The organism is Humibacter ginsengisoli (assembly GCF_054780095.1).
In genome coordinates this window covers 282330-304952 of the sequence record NZ_BAAGWZ010000006.1, presented here as the reverse complement: position 1 = coordinate 304952, position 22623 = coordinate 282330, and the positions used below count along the sequence as shown (strand labels likewise).

Below are 22623 nucleotides of genomic sequence, written 5' to 3'. Positions count from 1 at the left end.
GAAGACACCGACCGCGTTCGCGGCCGGAGCGCACGGCCACTGTGCCCGAACTGTGCTCGAGGCTATGAGTGCCCTGTTTCGAACGCTTTTCGTGGTTGTGAACAGCGGTTACGGCGCACCTTCAACCGCGTGGTGTGCACGGTGAGATGGACTTCACGCACGCGAAACACCGGTGCGATCGGCCGTAACACGCGACTCCTACGGTCGATCACGACATCACGATCGATGCCGCGACGGATGCCCGCCACACCAGCAAGGCGTTCGTCCGGCGCCCGAGAGGAGCGCACCATGACGCTGACCGTCGAGCGACCCGCGACCCGCACAGCACCGGATGCACCGCCGAACCCGTGGAAGCGGGTGTGCCGCGTCGATGACCTCGAGGCCGGATGGGGCGAGGCTGTGCTCGTCGCCGAGCGACAGGTCGCCCTCTTCCGTCTCGACGACCGCGAGCTGTACGCCGTCGACCACATCGACCCGAAGACCTCAGCACCGGTTATCGCCAGGGGAATCGTGGGATCGAAGGGCGAGCGCACCACAGTGGCTTCGCCGCTGCTCAAGCAGGTGTACGACCTGGCGACGGGGGAGTGCCTGAGCGAGCCTGGCCCCGCCCTCGCCACCTACCCCACCAGGATCGTGGCCGGCTACATCGAGATCGCCCTCGCCGCCTGACACACCCGCGAGGGTGTGCGTTCTTCCCCGCGAGGGTGTGGGTTCTTCCCCTAGAGAGTGCTCGTTCGTCCCGCCCCTGGGCGAGGATGGATGCGCACGCTTCGGCCGGAAGGACGGGTTTCGATGACGAGACCGGCACCGCACGTCACACACGAGGTCGCCAATCAGGCGCCCGATCGCGTCGGCATCGACGAGTTCACGACGAACGCGGCACTCGTCGAAGGCGTCGCCGAACACGATGCCGCGTGGGCGATCCCCGAACTGACGGAGATCGGCACGCTCGTCGGGAGCGCCGGCTTCCAGCGCGATGCGGAGCTGGCGAACGTGAACGAGCCGACGTTGCACGCGTTCGACAGGCACGGCATCCGCATCGATGAGGTCCACTACGACGAGTCGTACCACCGGGTCATCGGCGCTGCGGTCGCCCATGGTGCTCACACCTCGGCGTGGGCGCGGCCGCGACCGGGTGCCAACGTGGCGCGCGCTGCCGCGTTCATGCTCTTCGCGCAGGTCGAGCCCGGACACGCGTGCCCGGTCTCGATGACGCACGCGGTAGTCCCCGCGCTGCGTCAGCAACCCGAGCTCGCAGCGAAGTGGATGCCCCGCATCCTGAGCCGCGAGTATGACGGCCGGCTCCGCCCCGGCAAGCAGGGCGCGCTGTTCGGCATGGCGATGACCGAGAAGCAGGGCGGCAGCGACGTTCGCGCCAATACGACAGTCGCCCGAGCCGCGGGCGACGCCTGGTTCCTGACCGGCCACAAGTGGTTCTGCTCGGCGCCGATGAGCGACGCGTTCCTCGTTCTGGCGCAGACGGATGAGGGCGTCGGCTGTTTCCTCGTCCCCCGCGTGCTCGACGATGGGACGCGCAACGTCTTCCGTATCCAGAGACTGAAGAACAAGCTCGGCAACCGGTCGAATGCGTCGAGTGAGGTGGAGTTCGACGGCACCGTCGGGTACGCCGTCGGCGAGCCGGGGCGGGGCATCCGCACGATCATCGAGATGGTCGCTCGCACGCGGCTGGACTGCGTGCTCGGCACGGCGGCCGGCATGCGGCAGAGCGTGGCAGAGGCGGCGTGGCACGTGCGACACCGCGCGGCGTTCGGTCGCACGCTGATCGACCAGCCGCTGATGCGCAACGTGGTCGCCGACCTGGCGTTGGAGTCCGAAGCGGCCACCGCGCTCGGGCTGCGCCTCGCGAGGGCGCACGACGAGGATGCCTCCGACTCCGATACCGCGTTCCGCCGGCTGGCCACCGCCGTGGCCAAGTATTGGATTTGCAAGCGCGGCCCGGGCCACGCGTACGAAGCCTTGGAGTGCCTCGGCGGCAACGGCTACACGGAGGACTATCCGCTCGCCCGCCGCTACCGGGAGCAGCCGGTGATGGCCGTGTGGGAAGGCTCGGGCAACGTGATCGCGCTCGACATCCTGCGCGTGCTGTCCCGGGAACCGGATGCCGTGGCCGCGGTCCGCGACGAGCTCGCCTCCGCTGCCTCCGCCGATCGTCGCCTCGCCGAGGCGCTGCGCTCGATCGATGAGCGACTTGCCCGGGCGTCCGCACGCGAGCCGGACGACGTCGCCTTCGACGCCCGCCGGCTAGCCGAGGATCTCGCGTTGGCGCTGCAGGCAGCCGTGCTCGTCAAAGGCGCTCCGGATGCCGTCGCCGACGCGTTCTGCGTCTCCCGTCTCGCGAACGGCGGCGGTGCACTGTACGGCACGCTGCCGTCCGGGGTCGACGTGGAGACGATCTTGGCTCGCGCCTGACGAGCGCCATGCCCCTCCTAGACTTCACGGTGTGCGCATCGACATCGTCACGATCTTCCCCGCGATCTTCGACGCGCTCGACATCTCGCTGCTCGGCAAGGCCAGGCAGAACGGCATCATCGACCTGCGCGTCACCGACCTGCGGTCGTACACGCACGACCGCCACCGCACGGTCGACGACACTCCGTACGGCGGCGGGGCCGGAATGGTGATGAAGCCGGAGCCCTGGGGCGAGGCGCTGGACGACGTTCTGCGTGACGGCGACCCCGTCGTCATCTTCCCGTCACCCGCAGGCGAGGTCTTCACCCAGGCCATGGCCAGGCAGCTCGCGGAAGAGGAACACCTCGTGTTCGGGTGCGGACGCTACGAGGGAATCGACCAGCGCGTCTTCGACGATGCGCAGTCCCGCGCCCGGGTACGGCAGGTCAGCCTCGGCGACTACGTGCTGAACGGGGGAGAGGTTGCCGTGATGGCCATGGTCGAGGCCATCGCACGACTCATTCCCGGCGTGGTCGGCAACCCGCAGAGCCTCGTCGAGGAGTCGCACGAGGACGGCCTGCTCGAGTATCCGTCCTACACGAAGCCGCCGGTCTGGCGGGGCCGCGAGGTGCCGCCCGTGTTGCTCAGCGGCAACCACGGCGCGATCGCAGCGTGGCGGCGCGAGCAGCAGCTCGAGCGCACTCGCCGCGTGCGGCCCGACCTGCTCGACGAGGGCTGAGCGTCTCTCGGGCGACTCCACCGCAGTCGCGTCACGCCCTGGGCGAACTCGCCCGGCTTCCCAGCCGATGCGCATAGCCGACGCCTAGCCTTGCTGCATGGCGCTCCGCAGGGCTCTTCTGAGGTGGCAGCTGTTCGCCGTCCCGGTGCTGCCGCTGTGGCTCCTGGTGGGATTCGGCGTCTTCGGCGGCGGTGTCGGCGGGTTCTTCCTGCTCTTCCTCGGCTCCGGAGTGCTGTTCGTCTTTCTCGCCGTACTTGCCGGGCTCACGAGGTTGCGTCCTCGCGTTCGCGGGGAGAAGGCTCCGGGCTGGTGGGATGCCGCAGCCACACTCGCCTTCCATCTCGCCCTCGTGGGCCTCGGCTTCTTCGGTGCGACGGGCGTCGCGTTCGGCGTCGCCGCGGTAGTTCTCGGCCTCGCGACGTTCTGGCTCACCCTGTGGGAGCTCGTGCACGAGTGGCGCGACCGGGTCTCGTCGGCGGTGTCACGGGCATCCGCTGCCGATGCACGGAAGCAGGCCGCCGAAGGGCAAAGTCGACGTCGCGGACCGGACGACGGCGACGTGATCATCGTGCACGAGTCGGGTCGCTGAGCGCGGCCACCGGCGCGAACGCCGTGAGGCCGGTCGCCGTTTTGGCGGGGCATCCGCTTCATGGCAGAATGGAAGACTGTGCCGCGGCACGTGCTCTGCCTCCGGGGAGTCACGCACTGCGCTTCATGATCGAAGCGCGAACGGCACGACATCCAGATTCTTCATCCACTTGATCCGCGTTCGACCGGTGGCGGGCGCAGAGAGCGAATCATCATGCACATCCTCGACGCCGTCGACGCCGCCTCGCTGCGCAGCGACATTCCCGAGTTCCGGCCGGGCGACACCGTCAAGGTGCACGTCAACATCACCGAGGGCAACCGCTCCCGCATCCAGGTCTTCCAGGGTGTCGTCATCGCCCGCAGCGGCGAGGGCGTGCGCGAGACCTTCACCGTGCGCAAGGTCAGCTTCCAGGTCGGCGTGGAGCGCACTTTCCCCGTGCACTCGCCGGTGATCGACCACATCGAGATCGTCACGCGCGGTGACGTTCGTCGCGCGAAGCTGTACTACCTGCGTGAACTGCGCGGCAAGAAGGCCAAGATCAAGGAGAAGCGCGAGGCGTAGGCCGCGCTCAACCGGAATCGCGATCCTGAGCTCCCGACCCCCTTATGATGGGGCGGGAGCTCAGGTCGTTGAGGGGCCGGCTCGAGTGTTCGAGGGCGGGAATTCACACACAGATGACAGACGAATCTCTGCCCGGCCGGCACGACGAGTCCCTGTCGAGGCGGTCCGACCGCGCCGCATCGGAGAAGAAGACCAAACAGCGCAGCATCAAGTACTTCCTGCGCGATCTGCTGATCATCTTCCTGGTCGCGATCCTCGTCTCGTTCCTCATCAAGACGTTCATCGTCCGTTCGTTCTACATACCGTCCGGTTCGATGGAGAACACACTGCAGATCAACGATCTGATCATCGTGAACGAGCTCGAGCCGAACCTCATGCCGATCCACCGCGGCGACGTGGTCGTCTTCACCGACCCGGGCGGATGGTTGCCGCCGTCGACCGAGAAGAACACGAACACGAACCCGGTCGAGTGGGCACTGTCTCTGATCGGACTGGCGGCTCCTGACAGCGACGATCACCTGGTGAAGCGGGTGATCGGGCTGCCAGGCGACCACGTGTCGTGCTGCAATGCGCTGGGCCAGTTGAGCGTGAACGGGTCACCGCTGAACGAGCCATACATCAAGCTCCCACCTGGGGAGAACGAGGCGGCCTCGTTGCACTTCAGCGTCACCGTTCCCAAAGGCGATCTCTGGGTCATGGGCGACAACAGGTGGGATTCGCAGGACTCCTCCCGCAACCAGAATCTGCCAGGCAAGGGCTTCGTGCCCGAGAAGGATGTCGTGGGTCGGGCCATCCTGATCAGCTGGCCGATCAGTCGCTGGACCTGGCTCTCGAATTACCCGGACGTGTTCAGCGGCGTCGAGAGTGAGAAGAAGTAACGTCGAAGGCGTGGCAGTGAAAGCAACGGATGCCCGCACGCAGCTGGATGGCTCCGCGCCGGACAGCGCGTCGACCGACACCCCGCCGCGGATCCGCACGGCGACGAAGCCTGCCCGCAAGCGTAAGCGCCTGCCGGCGCCCAACTACCGGTTCGAGACCGAGCTGCACACCGCGGGCAGCGCTGTCGTGATCGGATGCGACGAAGTGGGCCGCGGTGCACTCGCGGGCCCGGTGGCCGTAGGAATGGTCGTGGTCGATGCCGAAGTCGGCCGCTGGCCGAAGGGGCTGCGCGACTCCAAGCTGTTGCTGGAGCCCAAGCGCGAGGAGCTCGCTCCGCTCTGCATGCGGTGGGTACGCCACCACGCGGTGGGGCTGGCGTCGGCGGAGGAGATCGACAGGTACGGCATCATGGCCTGCCTCGGCATGGCCGGAGCACGAGCGTTCGCGTCCCTGCAGGCCGCTGGTGCGCCACTCGACGCGGGCACGATCATCCTCGACGGGAATTACGACTACCTGACGCGTGCACTTCCTATACGCGTGCCCGTGGTGTCGCGCATCAAAGCCGACCAGTCCTGTGCATCAGTGGCGGCGGCATCCGTCATCGCCAAGGTGCATCGCGACGCAATCATGATCGAGCAGGATGCCGTCATCCCCGGCTACGCCTGGGCGAGCAACAAGGGGTACGCGAGCGAAGCGCACTTCGAGGCCATCGACCGCCTCGGCCCGAGCGCACTGCACCGCCGCACGTGGCTGCACCGCGAGCGCACCGAGGTCCAGCTGGAGCTCGACCTCGGCGAAGAAGCAGACGCCGAGATCTCGACTGCGGACGGCGCCGACGAGACGGCGGCCTAGCTCTCTATCGCGGCTGCGCCGCTCATTGACTCAATCGGGCTGCACGTGCGAGCAAGCTCGCCCGCGCAACCCTCAATCGCCTCTATCGCGGCTGCGCCGCTCATTGACTCAATCGGGCTGCACGTGCGAGCAAGCTCGCCCGCGCAACCCTCAATCGCCTCTAAGCTTGTCTGCGATGGACGAGGACGAATTCGACGACTACGACCGCGAGGTCGAGCTTGCTCTGTACCGCGAGTACCGCGACATCGTCTCGCAGTTCAAGTACGTGATCGAGACCGAGCGCCGGTTCTACCTGGCGAACGAGGTGGAGTTCGTACGCCGCGACACCGCGAACGACTTCTACTTCGAGATCACGATGCACGACGTCTGGGTCTGGGACGTCTACCGGGCCGATCGCTTCGTGAAGTCCGTGCGTGTGCTGACGTTCAAAGACGTCAACATCGAGGAGCTTTCGAGCAAGGAGTTCGAGCTGCCGAAGGAGCTCGCGCTCGACGAGTAGGCGCGTCTGCGGATCGCCTTCCCCAGTGATCGCGTCGCCTCGGTTTCCACGGTTGCACGGGTCAGCTTTCCGTCCCAAGGTGCGCGGATCGGCCGGTTGTCCCGACCCGGCGCTCCCACGCGATTTCGCCCGTCTCCTTCCCGACATGCTGTCGGCGGAGGCACCCGATGGCGAAGAAGGACGAACTGGGCAGGCGCGGTGAAGAGCTCGCGGCCCGATACCTCAAGGCGCGCGGATACCGCGTCATAGAGCGCAACTGGCGCTGCCCGCAGGGTGAGATCGACATCGTCGCCGAGCGCGGCGGCGAGTTGGCGGTCGTCGAGGTGAAGACGCGCTCCTCGACCGTGTACGGGCATCCGTTCGACGCGATCACACCGGTGAAGGCCGCCAGGCTGCGCCTGCTTGCCGGGCTCTGGTGCGAGGCATCCGCGCACCCTCCGCGGTCGTTGCGCATCGACGCCATTGCCGTGCTGGCCCCCGCCGGCATCGCCGATGCCGACGTCGTCATCGAGCACCTGATCGGAGTGTGCTGATGGCGATCGCGCACACCAGGGGCATAGCCCTTGTGGGCCTCACTCCGCACATCGTCGACGTGGAGGCTGACATCTCGCCGGGGCTGCCGGCGTTCTCGGTCATCGGCCTTCCGGATGCGGCGCTCGGCGAGTCCCGCCATCGTGTGCGTGCCGCCGCGTCGAACTCCGGCCTGCCGATCACGTCCCGCAAGCTCACGGTCAGCCTGTCGCCAGCGGCGCTTCCCAAGCACGGCAGCGGGTTCGACTTGGGTGTCGCCCTGGCCGCGCTCGCTGCCGCCGGAGACGTGCCGCCAGACTCGGTGGCATCCACCGTCCATCTCGGGGAGCTCGGGCTCGACGGAAGGTTGCGGCCGACGCCCGGCGTGCTTCCGGCGGTCATCGGTGCAGCTCGCGCCGGCCTCCACCGGGTGATGGTGCCGACCGCGAATGCGGAGGAGGCGAGCCTCGTGCCCGGAATGCAGGTCATCCCTGTGGCGTCGCTGCGCGATGCGGCGATCCGGCACGGAGCCGACCTCGATCCGGTTCCGGTCGAGGCGTGGACGTCGACGGCGGCACTGGATGACACCGGTGCGGCACACGCGGATCTCGCCGAGGTCGTCGGCAACGAGGAGGCTATCGAGGCGCTCATCATCGCTGCCGCAGGCGGGCACCACATGTTCCTGCTCGGACCGCCCGGCGCGGGCAAGACGATGCTGGCGGAGCGGCTGCCCGGGCTCCTTCCCGACCTCGAAACGGATGCCTCGCTCGAGGCCACCTCGATCCGCTCTCTGGCCGGAGGCTCCGTCACCGGCCTGGTCACCCGACCGCCTTTCGAGGCTCCGCATCACACCGCCACCGCGGCCGCGATCGTGGGCGGCGGCAGCGGGCAGATCCGTCCGGGAGCGGCCGTAAGGGCAGCGCACGGGGTGCTGTTCCTCGACGAGGCGCCAGAGTTCCCGAGCTCTGTGCTCGACGTGTTGCGCCAGCCGCTCGAGTCGGGCGAGATCCGCATTCACCGCGCCAACGCGACGGCGACGTTCCCCGGCCGCTTCCAATTGATCATGGCGGCGAACCCGTGCCCGTGCGGCCAGTACAACGTCGGCGACGCCGAGTGCACCTGTGCGCCCTCGGCCATCCGCCGGTACCTGGGCAAGATCTCGGGTCCGCTGCTCGACCGCGTCGACATCCGGCTCAATGTCCGCCGGGTGACGGCGGCGCAACTGAAGCTCGCTGCAGAGATTCCCCGAACCAGCACCGCCGAAGCCCGCTCGAGGGTCGTGAGGGCGCGCGAAGCGGCCGCCGCCCGCCTGGCCGGCACGCCGTGGAGTGCGAACGCTCAGGTGCCAGGTTCATGGCTTCGTGAGAGCGCCCGGATGCTCCCACGCGGTGCAACCTCGGTGCTCGACCGCGCGCTGGAGCGCGGAGCGATCACGATGCGTGGCTACGACCGGTCGCTGCGCCTCGCCTGGTCGATCGCCGATGTCGCGGGGGCGGAGCGGCCCACCGCCGAGCACATCCATACCGCCCTCTACCTCAGAAGGGGAATCGCGACATGACCGTCTTCGGACTCGATCAGGTACACGTGAGGGAACTCGTCACCAGCGTCTGCTGGTCTCGGGAGAAGCACGTCGACCTCGATGACCGGCAGGTGGCGGATCGCTTCGCACGCGCAGCGTGGTCCGTGATCACAGAGCCCGGTGACGGCACGGCGGGAGCGTTGATCGCCGAGCACGGCGCCGCCGAGGCACTGCGTTTCGCGCTGGGCGATGCACGGAGTCGCACAACCGCCGGTGCATCTCCCGCGTCCCCGGACCTCTCCGGCACCTCACGCGGTGTGACTGATGAGCCGCAGAGTGCGACGGACGCGGCGAGAGGGCCCGGGATCGACTCGGCCGAGCTGAGGGCCGGGCTCGACCGCTGGCGTCCCCGGATGCGCTCAGGAGACGTGGAGCGCGCTCTGCTGCTGGCGGCACACGTCGGCGCCCGGATGCTCGTACCCGGCAGCGAGCGCGGACCCTGGCCCATGGGCGCCGACGACCTCGGCCCATACGCACCGATTGCCCTGTGGGTGCGCGGGGATCCGGCCCTGATCGCCGAGGAGCGTGCCGGCGTGGCGCTCGTCGGCGCTCGCGCGGCCACCGGGTACGGCGAGCACGTGGCGGGCGAAACATCCGCGGGTCTCGTCGAACTCGGGTTTGCGATCGTCTCCGGTGCCGCATACGGAATCGACGGAATGGCCCATCGCGCCGCTCTGGCGGCGGGCGGGCTCACAATGGCGTTCCTCGCCGGCGGGGTCGATCGCTTCTACCCGGCAGGTCACGACGACCTCTTGCGTCGCATCACCCAGGACGGCGTGGTGCTGTCCGAGTTGCCGTGCGGTGCGGCACCCACGAAATGGAGGTTCCTGCAGCGGAACAGGTTGATCGCAGCGTGCAGCGACGCCACAGTGGTCGTGGAGGCCGGGGCCCGCTCGGGCTCGCTCAACACCGCGGGGCACGCTTCGGCCCTCGGCCGGCCACTCGGCGCCTTTCCCGGACCTGTCACATCGCCGGCTTCCGCGGGATGTCACCGACTGCTGCGCGAGTACGACGCCGTCTGTGTCACCAACGCCAAGGAGATCGCCGAACTCGCCCCGCCGCGCCCACGCGGCATCCGAGGAGCGGCCGACCATACCGGATCGGAAAGCCCTGCGAGCGGGGCCGGCTCCCACGGAGTCGATGCGATGGGCGAGGGCTCAACGCGCGATAGCCCCGAAACGGTGCGCGTACTTGATGCGCTCGGCACGAGGGTGTCGCGCCCGCCAGGAGACATCGCCGCCCGATCCGGTCTGGCGATGGGTGTGGTGATCGGCGTGCTCGGCGCCCTCGAGGTCGAGGCCAGAGTGCGGGAGGATGCCGATGGCTGGCGGGCCGTTCCACGTCGCGCCTGAGAGTGTCGCGCCGACCGCGGGTTCGTGCGGGACCAAGCTGGAAGCATGTCGTGGGAAGAGGCGATCGCAGACTTCGAGTCGCATCTGCGCACCGAGCGCGGATACTCCCCGAGCACGGTACGGGCGTACGGCTCCGACCTGCGGTCGCTCGCCGGTTTCGCGCACCACGCGGGAGCGGAGTCACCCTGCGACCTCGGGCTTCCGTTGCTGAGGGACTGGCTCTGGAGGTCTCAGCAGGACGGCCTCGCGAAGGCGTCGATAGCGCGCAGGGCTGCTGCTGCCCGCGGCTTCACCGCCTGGCTGGAACGGTCGGGAGCGGCCCCGGCGGATGCCGGTCGTCGCCTCCGTGCTCCGAAAGCAGACCGGAGGCTCCCGCGAGTGGTGACGCGAGGCCAGGCATCCACTCTGCTCGACAGTCTGAAGGCGAGAGCCGCCGGAGGCGAGCCCGGTGCCCTGCGCGACCTCGCCGTGGTCGAACTGTTGTACGCGTCGGGCCTGCGGGTTTCCGAACTGACCGGCATCGACGTGGACGACGTCGACCTCGACCGTCTCACGGTGCGTGTCACCGGCAAGGGGTCGAAGGAGCGAGTCGTACCGTTCGGCGTGCCCGCGCTGAACGCCATCGTGGACTATCTGCGCACCGCACGCCCGGCACTCGCGACCAGGTCCGACGCCGCCGCGCTGTTCCTCGGTGCTCGGGGTGGACGACTGGGCACGCGGACGGTGTACCGGCTCGTCTCTTCCCTGCTCGAGGAACTCCCCGGCTCTGGACCCTCGGGACCGCACACTCTTCGACACACAGCCGCAACGCATCTCCTCGACGGCGGGGCCGACCTTCGGGCGGTGCAAGAGCTGCTCGGCCACGCCAGCCTGGGCACGACGCAGATCTACACCCACGTATCGGCGGAACGACTCAAGGAGAGCTACCAGAGGGCGCACCCTCGCGCCTGAACCGCTGCCCTCGACTCTGAACCTGCACGCCTGTCCGAACGCGGGCCGCACTCGCGTCTGAACCGCTGCACGCGTGTCCGAACGCGGGCGGCCCTCGCGCCTGAACCGCTGCACGCGTGTCCGAATGCGGGGCGCCCTCGCGCGAGAACCGGTGCCTCGACTCGGTCCGGCCGCCCGGTGCACTCGACTCGGTCCGGCCGGCCGATCCCGCGAGATCTCTGACGCTGCGGTGGAAGCTCGGCAGTCACCTCAACGGAAGCAGCACGGCGCGCGGCACCCCGCCGAAGTACCGCATCGGCGAGACGTACTCGCCGTCGACTCGCACGCCGAGATGGATGCACCTCGCATCGCAATGCCCGCCCGTCGCAACCGCTCCGAGCGCACCACCCCGAGTCACGGCGTCGCCGGCCGACAGCGTCGTGGCGACGGGTTCGATGCTGATCAGCACGCCAGGCCCTGCCTGCACTGTGACGGTGGGCCGGTCGACGACGACACCGGCGAACCGAACGGTTCCCGACTCCGGGGCGAGCACCGAAGCGCCGGGCGGCGCTACGATGTCGATACCGCGATGTCCGGCCGCGTAACGGGATGCCGGCGCCTCGTAGGGGCGCAGGACGGTGCGGGGCCCCGCAACCGGCCACACCCATCCGGCATCCTGCTGGACGGCCGGGGTCGAGACCGATGTCGGTGAGGCGGCAGGCGGGCGAGCCACGGAACCAGACGAGGAAGGGCTCGCGCTCGCCGGCTCGGGGGTGCCGGTGAGGGCGAGCGCCAGCGTCGCCGCCGCGACGGCGCTCACCGCTCGGGTTGCGATGAGACGGCGCGGCGACGACATGACGAGATCCTGACACCGAACGCTGCCCGGAAAGGGCGGCGGATGGCGCGCTGTGGATGGACCGCCGGGCACGGCCGCGGGGGAGGGGAAGACGCCCTGCCGGACCCCGTGGTGTTAGCGTGCTAACTGTTGGCGTGCCAACGAGAGAGCGAGGGGGGCGATCTCGATGTCAGACCGTCAGACGAACGAGCAGGACGAGGCAGAGAGCGGGCCGGTCGCGGCCGCCAGTTCCAAGATGGGCACCGCGCACACCGGCAAGGTGCTCGGTGTCACGATATCGGCGGCGCTGGGCGGACTGCTTTTCGGATTCGACACGTCCGTGATCAATGGCGCGGTCGACTCGATCCAGCACACGTTCAATCTGGGGTCGGCGGCCATCGGCTTCACGGTGGCCATCACTCTGATCGGCTGCGCGGTCGGCGCGTGGTTCGCGGGGCAGCTGGCCGACGCCTGGGGTCGCAAGTCCGTCATGCTGCTCGCGGCCATCCTGTTCGTGGCGAGCTCGATCGCATCCGGGCTCGCATTCGCCGACTGGTTCCTGATGTCGTGGCGATTCATCGGCGGACTCGCCATCGGCATCGCCTCCGTCATCGCGCCGGCCTACATCGGCGAGATCGCACCCGCGAAGCTGCGCGGTGGCCTCAGCTCGCTGCAGCAGCTGGCGATCACGCTCGGGATCTTCCTGGCACTTCTGTCGGATGCCGCGCTTGCCGGCTCCGAAGGGAACGCGATGCGCGCACTCTGGTTCGGGCTGCCGGCCTGGCGTTGGATGCTTCTCGTCGGCGTCGTCCCCGCCGTGGTCTACGGCATCCTGTCGCTCTCCATCCCCGAATCGCCGCAATACCTGCTGCGCAAGGGGCGGCGAGACGACGCGAGAACGGTTGTGCGGGAGGTGACCGGCGCAATCGACATCGACAAGCGCATCGATGAGATCGAGGAGAGCTTGGAGAGTGAGCGCCGCGCCCGCTACCGCGACCTGCGCGGAAAGGCCCTGGGCCTGCAACCCATCCTCTGGGTGGGAATCGGCATGGCCGCCTTCCAGCAGCTGGTCGGCATCAACGCGATCTTCTACTACTCGACGACACTGTGGAAGTCGGTCGGCTTCAGCTCCAGCGACTCGTTCGTCACCTCCGTGATCACGTCAGTGATCAACGTGGTGCTCACGTTCGTCGCGATCCTGTTCGTCGACCGGGTCGGACGCAAGGCACTGCTGCTCTGGGGCTCCGCCGGGATGTTCGTCGGGCTCGTGCTCGCGGCGATCTCGTTCTCCCAGGCGCACACCTCCGGGGGCACGGTGACGCTGCCGCAGCCGTGGGGCGTCATCGCCCTGATCGGTGCCAACCTGTTCGTCATCTTCTTCGCCGCCACCTGGGGCCCGGTGATGTGGGTCGTGCTCGGCGAGGTGTTCCCGAACAAGATCCGCGGCCTCGGCCTTGGCATCGCTGCGGCCTTCAACTGGGTCTTCAACTTCCTCGTCACCCTGCTGTTCCCGATCCTCAGCCAGGCGGTCGGACTCGGCTGGGTCTACGCGGGCTTCGCGCTGTTCGCCGCACTGTCGTTCTGGTTCGTGTTCGCCGCCCTGCCGGAGATCACCGGGCTCGAGCTCGAGGACAAGTCCAAGCTCAAGCGCCTGCACCGCGAGCACGCAGAAGCCGGCTGAACTCGGGCGTCGTCTCGCTGCTGCTATGATGATCGGGCACCCCGCCGAGTCGGGGTGACTACGCGTGCCCGTTCGCCGGTGGAGCCCCGATTCGCTCGGAGCCTTCGCCAATCGGCACAGGAATCCTTCGGTCTTCGACTCCGGTCGAGGCGGATTCCTGTCGAGCGCTAGGCGCGGGGCCGTCCGGCTCTCGCGAAGAAACCGACCAAGGCATGTTGCAGCCCCGCGCCGCAGAGCCTTGAGACAAGGAGAACGGCCATGGCCGTCGTCACGATGCGCCAGCTGCTCGACAGCGGCGTGCACTTCGGACACCAGACCCGACGCTGGAACCCGAAGATGAAGCGCTTCATCCTCACGGAGCGAAGCGGCAGCTACATCATCGACCTCCAGCAGTCGCTCGCCTACATCGACAAGGCGTACGACTTCGTCAAGGAGACCGTCGCCCACGGCGGCACCGTGCTGTTCGTCGGCACCAAGAAGCAGGCCCAGAACGCCATCGCCGAGCAGGCGCAGCGCGTCGGCCAGCCGTACGTGAACCAGCGCTGGCTCGGTGGTCTGCTCACGAACTTCCAGACCGTGTCGAAGCGTCTCGCACGCATGAAGGAGCTCGAGGAGCTCGACTTCGAGGGCACCACCAGCGGCTTCACCAAGAAGGAGCTGCTGATCAAGAAGCGCGAGCTCGACAAGCTTCACAAGTCGCTCGGCGGCATTCGCAACCTCAGCAAGACTCCGAGCGCGATCTGGGTCGTCGACACCAAGAAGGAGCACCTCGCCATCGACGAGGCGCGCAAGCTCGGCATCCCCGTGATCGCCATTCTCGACACCAACTGCGACCCCGACGAGGTGCAGTACCCGATCCCGGGCAACGACGACGCGATCCGCTCCGTGTCGCTGCTCACCCGCATCGTCGCCGACGCCGCGGCCGAGGGTCTCATCCAGCGCCACCAGAAGCCCGAGGAGGGCGAGGAAGGCGCGGAGCCGCTGGCCGAGTGGGAGCGCGAGCTGCTGGAGACCGGTGACGGCGCGGTGCAGTCCAGCGCCGAGACTGCCAGGCGCGCAGACGCCGACCTCGCCGAGAGCAAGGCGGAGGCTGCCGCCATCGTCGACGAGGAGGCCGAGCAGGTCGAGGCCACCGAGTCCGAGGCGGATGCCGAGGGTGCGGATGCCGAGGCCGAGGCCGTCGTCGAGGCGGATGAGGCCGCCGAGGGCGCAGCCGCCGAAGCCAAGTAGTCCACCTTCTTTCTCTTCATTCAGGAGTTCACACCACCATGGCAAACGTCAGCATCGCCGACATCAAGGCGCTGCGCGAGCAGCTCGGCACCGGCATGGTCGACACCAAGAAGGCGCTCGAGGAGGCCGATGGCGACATCGAGAAGGCCACCGAGATCCTGCGTCTGAAGGGCGCAAAGGGTAACGCCAAGCGAGCGGACCGCTCCACCAGCGAGGGCCTCGTGACGGCCCGCGAGCACGGCGGTCGCGCCTACATGCTCGAGCTGAACTGCGAGACCGACTTCGTCGCGAAGAACGACAAGTTCATCGCCCTCGCGGGCGGGGTCGAGGAGGCCGTCGTCGAGGCGGGCGCCACGACGCTCGAGGAGGCGCTGGCAGCACCTGCTGCCACCAAGACCGTGGCCGACGTCATCAACGACGAGGCCGCGATCCTCGGTGAGAAGGTCGAGTTGCGACGCTTTGCGAGCCTCGACGGCGACGCGTTCTCGATCTACCTGCACCGCACGTCGAAGGACCTGCCTCCGCAGGTCGGCGTCATCCTCGCCTACACCGGCGACGACGCAGAGACGGCGCGCAGCATCGCACAGCACATCTCGTTCGCCAACCCGGAGTACCTCACACGCGACGACGTTCCTGCCGAGAAGGTCGAGAACGAGCGCCGCATCGTCGAAGAGATCTCGCGCAACGAGGGCAAGCCGGAGGCCGCTCTGCCGAAGATCATCGAGGGCCGCCTCGGTGCCTACTTCAAGCAGGTCTCACTGCTCGACCAGGACTACGCCAAGGACAACAAGCTGACCGTCGGCAAGGTCGCGTCCGACGCGGGCATCACGATCACCGGTTTCGCCCGGTTCAAGGTCGGCGCTTAAGCAGCATGAAGGGGAGTCCGGATCGTCCATCGATCCGGACTCCTTTTCTGTGCGCTGCGTCTAACCGGCCGCCATTACGTTAGATTCCGTACACGCTCGAGAAGGGACTCGCCACATGCCAACTGCCACGAGACGGAGGGTCCTTCTCAAACTGTCCGGTGAGGCGTTCGGCGGCGGCGCCCTCGGCGTGAACCCCGACGTGGTGAGCTCGGTCGCGCGCGAGATCGCACGTGCAGCCGAAGACGTCGAGGTGGCGGTCGTCGTCGGCGGCGGCAACTTCTTCCGCGGCGCCGAGCTCAGCCAGCGCGGCATGGACCGCGGACGCGCGGATTACATGGGAATGCTCGGCACCGTGATGAACGCGCTCGCGCTGCAGGACTTCCTGGAGCAGGCGGGTGCCGAGACGCGCGTGCAGTCCGCGATCAGCATGACGCAGGTCGCGGAGCCCTACATCCCGCGCCGTGCCGAGCGGCACCTGGAGAAAGGCCGTGTCGTCATCTTCGGCGCCGGCGCCGGGCTGCCCTATTTCTCCACCGACACCGTCGCCGTGCAGCGCGCCCTGGAGATCGGTGCACACACGGTGCTGATGGCCAAGAACGGCGTCGACGGCCTCTACAGTGACGACCCGCGCAAGAACCCCCAGGCGATCAAGCTCGAGCGCATCACCTATCAGGACGCCCTCGTACGCGATCTCAAGGCGATCGACGCGACGGCGCTCAGCCTGTGCCGTGACAACGCGATGCCGATGCAGATCTTCGGCATCGAGCCGGAGGGCAGCGTGACGGCGGCCATCCTGGGCAAGGAGATCGGCACGATCGTCGGCGGCTGAGCAGTCGCCCGATGCCCGGCCCCGGCGGCCCTAAGCTTGACCTGACCCCTACGAACGAAGGAGCGACAGGTGATCGCTGACTCACTCGCCGCGGCGACAGAGCGCATGACGAAGGCCGTCGACGTGGCCAAGGACGACTTCTCGACCGTGCGCACCGGGCGCGCGAACCCGCAGCTGTTCCAGCGCATCCTCGTGGACTACTACGGAACGCCCACCCCGCTGGCGCAACTGGCCTCGTTGCAGAACCCTGAGGCGCGCACGCTCGTCATCACGCCGTACGACAAGTCGGCGCTGAAGGAGATCGAGAAGGCGATCGTCGCCGCCCCGAACCTCGGTGCGACGCCGAACAACGACGGCACGATCATCCGGGTCACGATGCCCGAGCTCAACGAGGAGCGGCGCAAGGAGTACGTGAAGATCGTGCGCGGGAAGGCGGAGGATGCCCGCGTGTCGATCCGCAACATCCGTCGTAAGGCGAAGGACGAGCTCGACGCGCTCAAGTCGGAGGTCGGCGACGACGAGGTGGCGCGCGCCGAGAAGGAGCTGGAGTCGATCACGAAGAAGCACATCGACCAGGTCGACGACGCCCTCGGGCGCAAGGAAGCCGAACTCCTCGAGGTCTGAGCCTGAGATGACCCTGCCGCCCGACGCATCCCCGCCACCGCCGGACGACGGCGCGCGTCACAGCGGGGAACCGTCGCCGTTCGGGCGCCGCATCCGCGACCGCCGCGCCGACCTCGAGCGCCAGGTCCAGGCCCAGGTGCAGGCGACCAAAGCGCAGCTGGATGCCACGAATGAGAAGATCCGGCAGCGCACGGGCCGCAACCTCATCTTCGCGATCCTGATCGGTCTGGTGGGCGGCGCACTGCTGCTCGTCAGCCTGATCGTGGTCAAGGAGATCTTCATGGTCTTCGCCGCGGCGTTGGCCGGTTTCGCCGGGTTCGAGTTCGCCACGGCCCTGCGCATCGCGGGGCTCCGGGTGCCGCGCATCGCTCTCACGGTCGTCGGCGTCGTTCTCGTGCCTGCCGCATACTACCTGCACGCGTCGGGGGAGTGGGTGGTGGCCATCGCCGGCATCCTGTTCCTCTGGCTGTGGCGCATCGCGGAGGGCCTGCCGTCGTCCAGGCGGGTGGGCGCACCGGCACTCGTGCGCGACCTCGTGGCATCCGCGCTGGCCATCCTGTACGTGCCGTTCCTGGCGTGCTTCTCCGTGCTGCTCGTCGCGCAACCCGACGGGCAGTGGTGGACTCTGGCCGCGCTCATCGTCGTCGTCTCGGTAGACACCGGGGCGTATGCCGCGGGACTGTCGTTCGGCAAGCATCCGATGGCGCCCACGATCAGTCCGAAGAAGACCTGGGAGGGATTCGCCGGGGCCGCGGCGACCGCACTCGTCGCCGGCGTCGTCCTTGCGATCTTCATGCTGCACGCGCCCTGGTGGTTCGGGCTCGTGTTCGGTGCGCTGATCCTGGTGTCCGCGACCGTGGGTGACCTCACGGAATCGCTGATCAAACGCGACATCGGCATCAAAGACATGAGCTCATGGCTCCCCGGACACGGCGGATTCCTCGACCGCCTGGACTCGATCCTGCCCTCTGTCGCCCTCGCCTACGTGCTGTACGTCGTCTTCGAGCCGCTGTTCCGCTAGCAGGGGGCTCCGGATGCCCTGAGCCGCCACGCGCCCACGGCTCGCTGTGAGGTGCACACCATCCGTTTTGAGAGAATGAGCCCGTGGCCACGTTTCCCACCGTCAAGCGCAGCAAACGCGGATACGACCCCGAAGAGGTCGACCGGTTCCTGCGGCTCGCCCGGCGCGCCTACGAGGGCGATCCCGACGTGCCTCTCACGGCCGAGGACATCCGTCGCACCGGTTTCGCGCTGCAGCGCGGCGGCTACCAGCCCGACGTGGTCGACGGGGCACTGGAGCGTCTCGAGGACGCCTTCGCCGCACGTGAGCGCACCGAGGCCCGCCAGGAGCTGGGGGACCGTCGCTTTCTCGACGAGGCACGCGGCACGGCCCAGGTCATACTCAACCGGCTGGGCCGCCCCGAAGCCCACCGGTTCGATCGCACGAGCATCTTCACCATCGGATACAACAAGCGCGAGGTCGACCGATTCGCGAAGCGGTTGGTGCGCTACTTCCGGGACGGCATGCCGATGTCGGTCGAGGAGGTGCGAACGGTCGTCTTCCGGCAGCAGCGGCACGGGTACCGAGAGGCGCAGGTGGACCTTCTGCTGGATGCCGTCGTGGACGTGATGCTGGCCGTGCGGTGATTCGAATCAGGGCATTCGCAAACCCAGAATCCCGGATTTGAAGCGAATCGCATGCGCTTCGCTTTTGCCCTTGGGACGATCTTCGTTATCGTAGTGTGATCGTGGGCAGGCGAGTACGACACCTAGCAGAGCCTCCGACACCAACCCGAAACACGGTGGAGGCGTTTGATCGGCGACCCCAGATGGTTCAGCGGGCCGAGCCGGTAGAGCGCCACCGTCCCAGCGGTCGGCGGTCGCGGACGCGTTTCCGTCGCGGTGCTCGTCCCGTCGTCGTCGGCGTGGCCTTCCTCGCGGCCATCGGTTTCTTCCTGGTGAACATCGTGGATCCGTACTCCGGCGCAGCCGCGTCTCCCGAGTTCGCATCGGCGCACTCCCGATTCCTCGACCAGCCCATCCAGAAGCTCGACGTGTCGGGCAAGGCCACGGCAGAGACCGTCAGCATCGACACCTTCAGTTCCAAGGAAGCGCCGAAGCCGGTCGTCAAGCCGACCGTCACGTCGTCATCCTCCTCCGACAGCGGATCCTCGGGCGGTGCACCCGCTGCAGGCACACCAGATCCCGGCAGCGCCCAGGCGTATGCCAAGAGCGTGCTCGCGTCCCAAGGGATGGGCGACGACCAGTTCAACTGCCTCGTGGCGCTGTGGAATCGCGAGTCTCACTGGAACGTCTACGCGTACAACGCGGGATCCGGCGCCTACGGCATCCCGCAAGCACTTCCCGGCAGCAAGATGGCATCGGCGGGCCCCGACTGGCAGAACAGCTTCGTCACCCAGGTGAATTGGGGACTCGGCTACGTCGACGGCCGTTACGGCACCCCCTGCGGTGCCTGGGACCACTCGGAGTCGACCGGCTGGTACTAGCCTCACTAATCTGACCGCATGGAGTACGCGCTTCTGGTCATCGCCGGCATCGTGGTGCTCGTCGCCGCGGCAGCGTTCTCCAAAAAGATGGGCATTGCCACGCCCATCCTGCTCGTGGTCATCGGCATCGGCTACTCGTTCGTACCGGGGGCGCTGCATCTCGCGTTGAACCCCGAGGTCGTGCTCGACCTGCTCCTGCCGCTTCTGCTGTACGCCGCGGCCGTACAGGTGCCGATCGTCGACTTTCGGCGCAATCTCGGTGGCATCGGCATGCTCTCCGTCGTGCTGGTGGTCATCTCCGCTGTCGTCATCGGGTTCATCCTGTACGCGCTGCTGCCCCAGCTGAACCTCGCCGCGGCCATCGCGCTCGGGGCCGTCGTCAGTCCGACGGATGCCGTCGCGGCGACCGCGGTCGCCAAGCGGCTGGGCCTGCCCGCGAGAGACGTCACGCTGCTGGAGGGTGAGAGCCTGGTCAACGACGCGACCGCGCTGGTGCTGCTGAAGTCCGCGATCGCCGCCACCGCGGCATCCGTCAGCCTGTGGAGCGTTGTAGGCGACTTCGCCAGGTCGGTGATCGTGGCGATCGTCGTCGGCGTGGTGATCGGGTTCGTCACCGTGTGGGTGCGTTCGAAGTTCTCCGAGCCGGTGCTCGACACCGTGATCTCGTTCGTGGTGCCATTCGCGGCCTTCATCCCGGCGGAGGCATTGCAGGCATCCGGTGCACTCTCGGTCGTCGTGGCCGGCCTGTACTCGGGGCACCAGGGTGCGCGAAAGTTCAGCGCGCAGTCGCGCATCAGCGAGCAGGTGAACTGGCGCGTGATCGCCTTCGTGATCGAGAACGGCGTCTTCCTCATCATGGGCGGCCAGCTCACCGGGCTGGTGCAGGCATCTGTGAAGCATCCGGACATCGGACTTCCCAAGACCTTCGCGTTGGGCCTGCTCGTCGTGCTCGTGCTGCTGGTCGTGCGCGCCCTGATCGTCGCCCCGGTGCTGTGGCGCGTTCGCAGGGCCGCCGGCCGGGCCGACGACGGACGCGAACGGTTGTCGACGCTCCGGGAACGCATGAAGGCATGGCGGGAGCGTTTCGACGACGATCGAATTCAGCAGCGCGCCGATCGTGCCGAGCATCGGATAGCACAGCGGGATGCCGACATGGTCGACCTGCAGAAGAACAACGTCGGCTGGCGCGACGGGGTGGTGCTCACCTGGGCAGGCATGCGCGGAGTCGTCACTCTGGCGGCCGCGCAGTCACTGCCCAACGACACGCCGTACCGGCCGCAGCTCATCCTGATCGCATTCGTCGTCGCCATCGTGTCGCTGCTGGCTCAGGGCGGAACGCTGCCGTGGATCATCAGGCTGACCGGAATCCGTGGAACTGACGCGACTGCCGACACGCGCGAGCTGGCATCGCTTCTGGACGAGATCGCCGAGGCCGCCGACCACGCCATCGACGAGGCCCACATCGAACTGCCAGAGGGGCAGTCGGTGGACCCGAATGTCGTGCAGCGGCTTCGCGACGACATCGGTGTGCTGGCGGAGTCGACGTGGGAGCGTGCGGCCATTCGCGAGGGCGAAAGCCCGGTGGGCCCGCACGCCCAGTATGGGCTGCTGCTGCGGATCGCCATCGATGCGCAACGCGAGGCTCTGCTGGAGGCGCGCTCGAAGGGCGCGTATCCATCCCGGGTGCTGGGCAAGGCGCAGGCGTTGCTCGACCAGGAGGAGGCTCGCCTGGAGCGCCGCGACGTGGGGGAGTGAGGCACGCCCGCTGCCGGTCGGCCCGGCCGGCGAATCGTAGAATGGGCGGATGCCGCGCAACAACCGATCCCGCAGGCGCGGCTCGCCGGCGCACACCGAGCACGGGGATCTGAGCCGGCTCCTTGACGGGTGGCGCCGCACCGAGGTGCGCAGGGGACGCGAGTGGAATGTGCAGCCGGTGGGCGAGGCATCCGCTGCGAAGAGCTACACGTGCCCTGGATGCGGCGGCGTCATCGCACCCGGCGTCGCACACGTGGTCGTGTGGCGCGCCGACGGTGTGACGGGCGACGCCGCCGACCTCGAGGCGAGGCGGCACTGGCACAGCGGATGCTGGCGCATCGCGTGAGGGCGTGAGGTCAGAGTTCGTTCTGCCGTGGGATGACGACCTGCTTGATGATCAGCAGGATCGACGCCGCGACCGGGATCGCGATCAGTGCGCCCAGGATGCCCAGCAGGGAGCCACCCGCGAGCGCGGCGATCACGACGACCGCGCCCGGCACCGCCACGGCACGGTTCATGATGCGCGGGCTCAGCACATATGCCTCGACCTGCATGTAGATCACGTAGTAGATGATGGCCACGAGCGCGGTCAGCGGTGAGGCCAGCAGCAGCGACAGCAGCGCGATGATGATCGAGCCGGAGATCGTGCCCACCAGCGGGATCAGAGAGAACAGGAAAGCGATCACGGCCAGCAGGATCGGGAACGGCGCACCGATGATGGTGAGGAAGATCGAGCTGAGGATGCCGTTGATCAGCGCCAGCGCGACCTGTCCCATCACGTACTTGCCGACAGAGTCGGTGATCTGCTCTGCGATGTCGGCGAACCGGCCGCGCTTGCTCGCAGGCACCAGTTCGTACGCGGCCCGTTTGATGTTCGGCAGCGACGCCGTGAAGTAGATCGTCAGGATGATGACGATCAGTGCGCCGAAGAAGCCGGAGACGATGGCGATCCCGACCGACAGGATCCCCGCCCCGATACTGCCGGCCGACTTCTGGATGTTCGCCCAGATCTCTTGGAGCGACTTGTCGAAGTCGACCGCCGGGAACTGCTTCTGGAGTGTCTGATACCACTCCTGATACGTGCCCTTCTCCACGAAGTTCGTGATCTGCTTCACCAGGCTCGTGCCCTGGCTGACGATGATCGGAATGATCGCCCACAGCAGCAGGCCGAGAAGCACGAGCAGCACGACGAGCACGATCAGGATTGCCGCCCAGCGCGGTATCTTGCGCCGCTCCAGGAATGCCACGATCGGCTCGATGCCGAGCGCAAGGAACAGGGCCGCCCCGATATAGGTGAGGATCGTCGACAACGAGACGATCGACGTGAGAATGAGAACGCCGAGCCCGACTCCGAGGGTTCCGATCAGTCCGACCCGGAATGCGTTCTGGATCTTCAC

General features: G+C 67.8%; 24 protein-coding genes. 22 read left to right on the top strand and 2 right to left on the bottom strand.

Annotation, left to right across the window (positions count from 1 at the left end; genetic code table 11):
- Positions 1–288 precede the first annotated feature (288 nt).
- From nirD to ACYVI5_RS09725, 12 genes are all read left to right on the top strand, one after another.
- Positions 289–669: a nitrite reductase (NAD(P)H) small subunit family protein gene (nirD, locus tag ACYVI5_RS09780; RefSeq protein WP_460530071.1), complete on the top strand. Its 381-nt coding sequence runs from the start codon at positions 289–291 to the stop codon at positions 667–669.
- Between the two features lie 123 nt (positions 670–792).
- Entirely contained in the window at positions 793–2430 is a 1638-nt protein-coding gene (locus tag ACYVI5_RS09775; RefSeq protein ID WP_460580014.1) for an acyl-CoA dehydrogenase family protein, read from the top strand.
- Between the two features lie 31 nt (positions 2431–2461).
- A complete protein-coding gene (trmD, locus tag ACYVI5_RS09770) occupies positions 2462–3148 on the top strand; it encodes a tRNA (guanine(37)-N(1))-methyltransferase (RefSeq protein ID WP_460580013.1) in 687 nt (228 codons plus the stop codon).
- A 97-nt stretch (positions 3149–3245) separates the two neighbouring features.
- Entirely contained in the window at positions 3246–3737 is a 492-nt protein-coding gene (locus ACYVI5_RS09765; protein WP_460580012.1) for an MFS transporter, read from the top strand.
- Between the two features lie 213 nt (positions 3738–3950).
- The gene (gene rplS, locus ACYVI5_RS09760) at positions 3951–4298 is read left to right on the top strand and encodes a 50S ribosomal protein L19 (protein ID WP_460530059.1); all 348 of its coding nucleotides are present in this window, start codon (positions 3951–3953) and stop codon (positions 4296–4298) included.
- 113 nt (positions 4299–4411) lie between these two features.
- On the top strand, positions 4412–5176 hold the full coding sequence (gene lepB / locus ACYVI5_RS09755; protein ID WP_460530056.1) for a S26 family signal peptidase: 765 nt from the start codon (positions 4412–4414) through the stop codon (positions 5174–5176).
- A 10-nt stretch (positions 5177–5186) separates the two neighbouring features.
- Positions 5187–6029 carry a ribonuclease HII gene (locus ACYVI5_RS09750; protein ID WP_460580011.1) on the top strand — a complete coding sequence of 281 codons (843 nt, stop codon included), beginning with the start codon at positions 5187–5189 and terminating at the stop codon, positions 6027–6029.
- A 175-nt stretch (positions 6030–6204) separates the two neighbouring features.
- Positions 6205–6528, top strand: coding sequence for a DUF2469 domain-containing protein (locus tag ACYVI5_RS09745; RefSeq protein WP_170024148.1), 324 nt, complete (start codon positions 6205–6207; stop codon positions 6526–6528).
- A gap of 167 nt (positions 6529–6695) precedes the next feature.
- The gene (locus ACYVI5_RS09740) at positions 6696–7061 is read left to right on the top strand and encodes a YraN family protein (protein WP_460530050.1); all 366 of its coding nucleotides are present in this window, start codon (positions 6696–6698) and stop codon (positions 7059–7061) included.
- Entirely contained in the window at positions 7061–8596 is a 1536-nt protein-coding gene (locus ACYVI5_RS09735; protein ID WP_460580010.1) for a YifB family Mg chelatase-like AAA ATPase, read from the top strand. The genes ACYVI5_RS09740 and ACYVI5_RS09735 overlap by 1 nt, the downstream gene beginning before the upstream one ends.
- Entirely contained in the window at positions 8593–9969 is a 1377-nt protein-coding gene (dprA, locus tag ACYVI5_RS09730) for a DNA-processing protein DprA (RefSeq protein WP_460580009.1), read from the top strand. Before ACYVI5_RS09735 ends, dprA begins: the two co-directional genes overlap by 4 nt.
- Positions 9970–10014: 45 nt before the next feature.
- Positions 10015–10920, top strand: coding sequence for a tyrosine recombinase XerC (locus tag ACYVI5_RS09725; RefSeq protein WP_460580008.1), 906 nt, complete (start codon positions 10015–10017; stop codon positions 10918–10920).
- A 244-nt stretch (positions 10921–11164) separates the two neighbouring features.
- On the opposite strand, the gene ACYVI5_RS09720 is transcribed toward ACYVI5_RS09725, so the two are convergent.
- On the bottom strand, positions 11165–11755 hold the full coding sequence (locus tag ACYVI5_RS09720; RefSeq protein ID WP_460580007.1) for a murein hydrolase activator EnvC family protein: 591 nt from the start codon (positions 11753–11755) through the stop codon (positions 11165–11167).
- Positions 11756–11921: 166 nt separating this feature from the next.
- Between ACYVI5_RS09720 and ACYVI5_RS09715 the strand changes: the two genes are divergently transcribed.
- From ACYVI5_RS09715 to ACYVI5_RS09670, 10 genes are all read left to right on the top strand, one after another.
- Positions 11922–13415 carry a sugar porter family MFS transporter gene (locus ACYVI5_RS09715; protein WP_460580006.1) on the top strand — a complete coding sequence of 498 codons (1494 nt, stop codon included), beginning with the start codon at positions 11922–11924 and terminating at the stop codon, positions 13413–13415.
- A gap of 258 nt (positions 13416–13673) precedes the next feature.
- Positions 13674–14645, top strand: a complete 972-nt coding sequence (rpsB, locus tag ACYVI5_RS09710) for a small ribosomal subunit protein uS2 (protein ID WP_460580005.1) — start codon at positions 13674–13676, stop codon at positions 14643–14645.
- A gap of 38 nt (positions 14646–14683) precedes the next feature.
- Positions 14684–15511 (top strand): translation elongation factor Ts, encoded by an 828-nt coding sequence (tsf, locus tag ACYVI5_RS09705; RefSeq protein ID WP_460580004.1) that lies wholly within the window; start codon positions 14684–14686, stop codon positions 15509–15511.
- A gap of 115 nt (positions 15512–15626) precedes the next feature.
- Complete coding sequence (gene pyrH / locus ACYVI5_RS09700) at positions 15627–16340, top strand: uridine monophosphate kinase (RefSeq protein WP_460580003.1); 714 nt, start codon at positions 15627–15629, stop codon at positions 16338–16340.
- 69 nt (positions 16341–16409) lie between these two features.
- Positions 16410–16964, top strand: a complete 555-nt coding sequence (gene frr, locus ACYVI5_RS09695; RefSeq protein WP_460530022.1) for a ribosome-recycling factor — start codon at positions 16410–16412, stop codon at positions 16962–16964.
- Between the two features lie 7 nt (positions 16965–16971).
- Positions 16972–17985 (top strand): phosphatidate cytidylyltransferase, encoded by a 1014-nt coding sequence (locus ACYVI5_RS09690; RefSeq protein WP_460580002.1) that lies wholly within the window; start codon positions 16972–16974, stop codon positions 17983–17985.
- Positions 17986–18068: 83 nt separating this feature from the next.
- Positions 18069–18611: a DivIVA domain-containing protein gene (locus tag ACYVI5_RS09685; RefSeq protein WP_460580001.1), complete on the top strand. Its 543-nt coding sequence runs from the start codon at positions 18069–18071 to the stop codon at positions 18609–18611.
- Between the two features lie 278 nt (positions 18612–18889).
- Positions 18890–19471: a lysozyme family protein gene (locus tag ACYVI5_RS09680; protein WP_460580000.1), complete on the top strand. Its 582-nt coding sequence runs from the start codon at positions 18890–18892 to the stop codon at positions 19469–19471.
- An 18-nt stretch (positions 19472–19489) separates the two neighbouring features.
- On the top strand, positions 19490–21226 hold the full coding sequence (locus tag ACYVI5_RS09675; protein WP_460579999.1) for a cation:proton antiporter: 1737 nt from the start codon (positions 19490–19492) through the stop codon (positions 21224–21226).
- A gap of 49 nt (positions 21227–21275) precedes the next feature.
- Entirely contained in the window at positions 21276–21572 is a 297-nt protein-coding gene (locus ACYVI5_RS09670) for a hypothetical protein (RefSeq protein ID WP_460530008.1), read from the top strand.
- Between the two features lie 10 nt (positions 21573–21582).
- Here ACYVI5_RS09670 and ACYVI5_RS09665 read toward each other — a convergent pair whose 3' ends face one another.
- On the bottom strand, positions 21583–22623 hold the full coding sequence (locus ACYVI5_RS09665; RefSeq protein WP_460579998.1) for an AI-2E family transporter: 1041 nt from the start codon (positions 22621–22623) through the stop codon (positions 21583–21585).

Coding starts and splice junctions, on each gene's coding strand:
- ACYVI5_RS09690 (WP_460580002.1), top strand. CDS start 16,972: ATGACCCTGCCGCCCGACGCATCCCCGCCACCGCCGGACGACGGCGCG.
- dprA (WP_460580009.1), top strand. CDS start 8,593: ATGACCGTCTTCGGACTCGATCAGGTACACGTGAGGGAACTCGTCACC.
- nirD (WP_460530071.1), top strand. CDS start 289: ATGACGCTGACCGTCGAGCGACCCGCGACCCGCACAGCACCGGATGCA.
- rplS (WP_460530059.1), top strand. CDS start 3,951: ATGCACATCCTCGACGCCGTCGACGCCGCCTCGCTGCGCAGCGACATT.
- ACYVI5_RS09715 (WP_460580006.1), top strand. CDS start 11,922: ATGTCAGACCGTCAGACGAACGAGCAGGACGAGGCAGAGAGCGGGCCG.
- tsf (WP_460580004.1), top strand. CDS start 14,684: ATGGCAAACGTCAGCATCGCCGACATCAAGGCGCTGCGCGAGCAGCTC.
- ACYVI5_RS09775 (WP_460580014.1), top strand. CDS start 793: ATGACGAGACCGGCACCGCACGTCACACACGAGGTCGCCAATCAGGCG.
- ACYVI5_RS09720 (WP_460580007.1), bottom strand. CDS start 11,755: ATGTCGTCGCCGCGCCGTCTCATCGCAACCCGAGCGGTGAGCGCCGTC.
- lepB (WP_460530056.1), top strand. CDS start 4,412: ATGACAGACGAATCTCTGCCCGGCCGGCACGACGAGTCCCTGTCGAGG.
- ACYVI5_RS09765 (WP_460580012.1), top strand. CDS start 3,246: ATGGCGCTCCGCAGGGCTCTTCTGAGGTGGCAGCTGTTCGCCGTCCCG.
- ACYVI5_RS09740 (WP_460530050.1), top strand. CDS start 6,696: ATGGCGAAGAAGGACGAACTGGGCAGGCGCGGTGAAGAGCTCGCGGCC.
- ACYVI5_RS09675 (WP_460579999.1), top strand. CDS start 19,490: ATGGAGTACGCGCTTCTGGTCATCGCCGGCATCGTGGTGCTCGTCGCC.
- ACYVI5_RS09745 (WP_170024148.1), top strand. CDS start 6,205: ATGGACGAGGACGAATTCGACGACTACGACCGCGAGGTCGAGCTTGCT.
- ACYVI5_RS09670 (WP_460530008.1), top strand. CDS start 21,276: ATGCCGCGCAACAACCGATCCCGCAGGCGCGGCTCGCCGGCGCACACC.
- rpsB (WP_460580005.1), top strand. CDS start 13,674: ATGGCCGTCGTCACGATGCGCCAGCTGCTCGACAGCGGCGTGCACTTC.
- pyrH (WP_460580003.1), top strand. CDS start 15,627: ATGCCAACTGCCACGAGACGGAGGGTCCTTCTCAAACTGTCCGGTGAG.
- ACYVI5_RS09725 (WP_460580008.1), top strand. CDS start 10,015: ATGTCGTGGGAAGAGGCGATCGCAGACTTCGAGTCGCATCTGCGCACC.
- ACYVI5_RS09735 (WP_460580010.1), top strand. CDS start 7,061: ATGGCGATCGCGCACACCAGGGGCATAGCCCTTGTGGGCCTCACTCCG.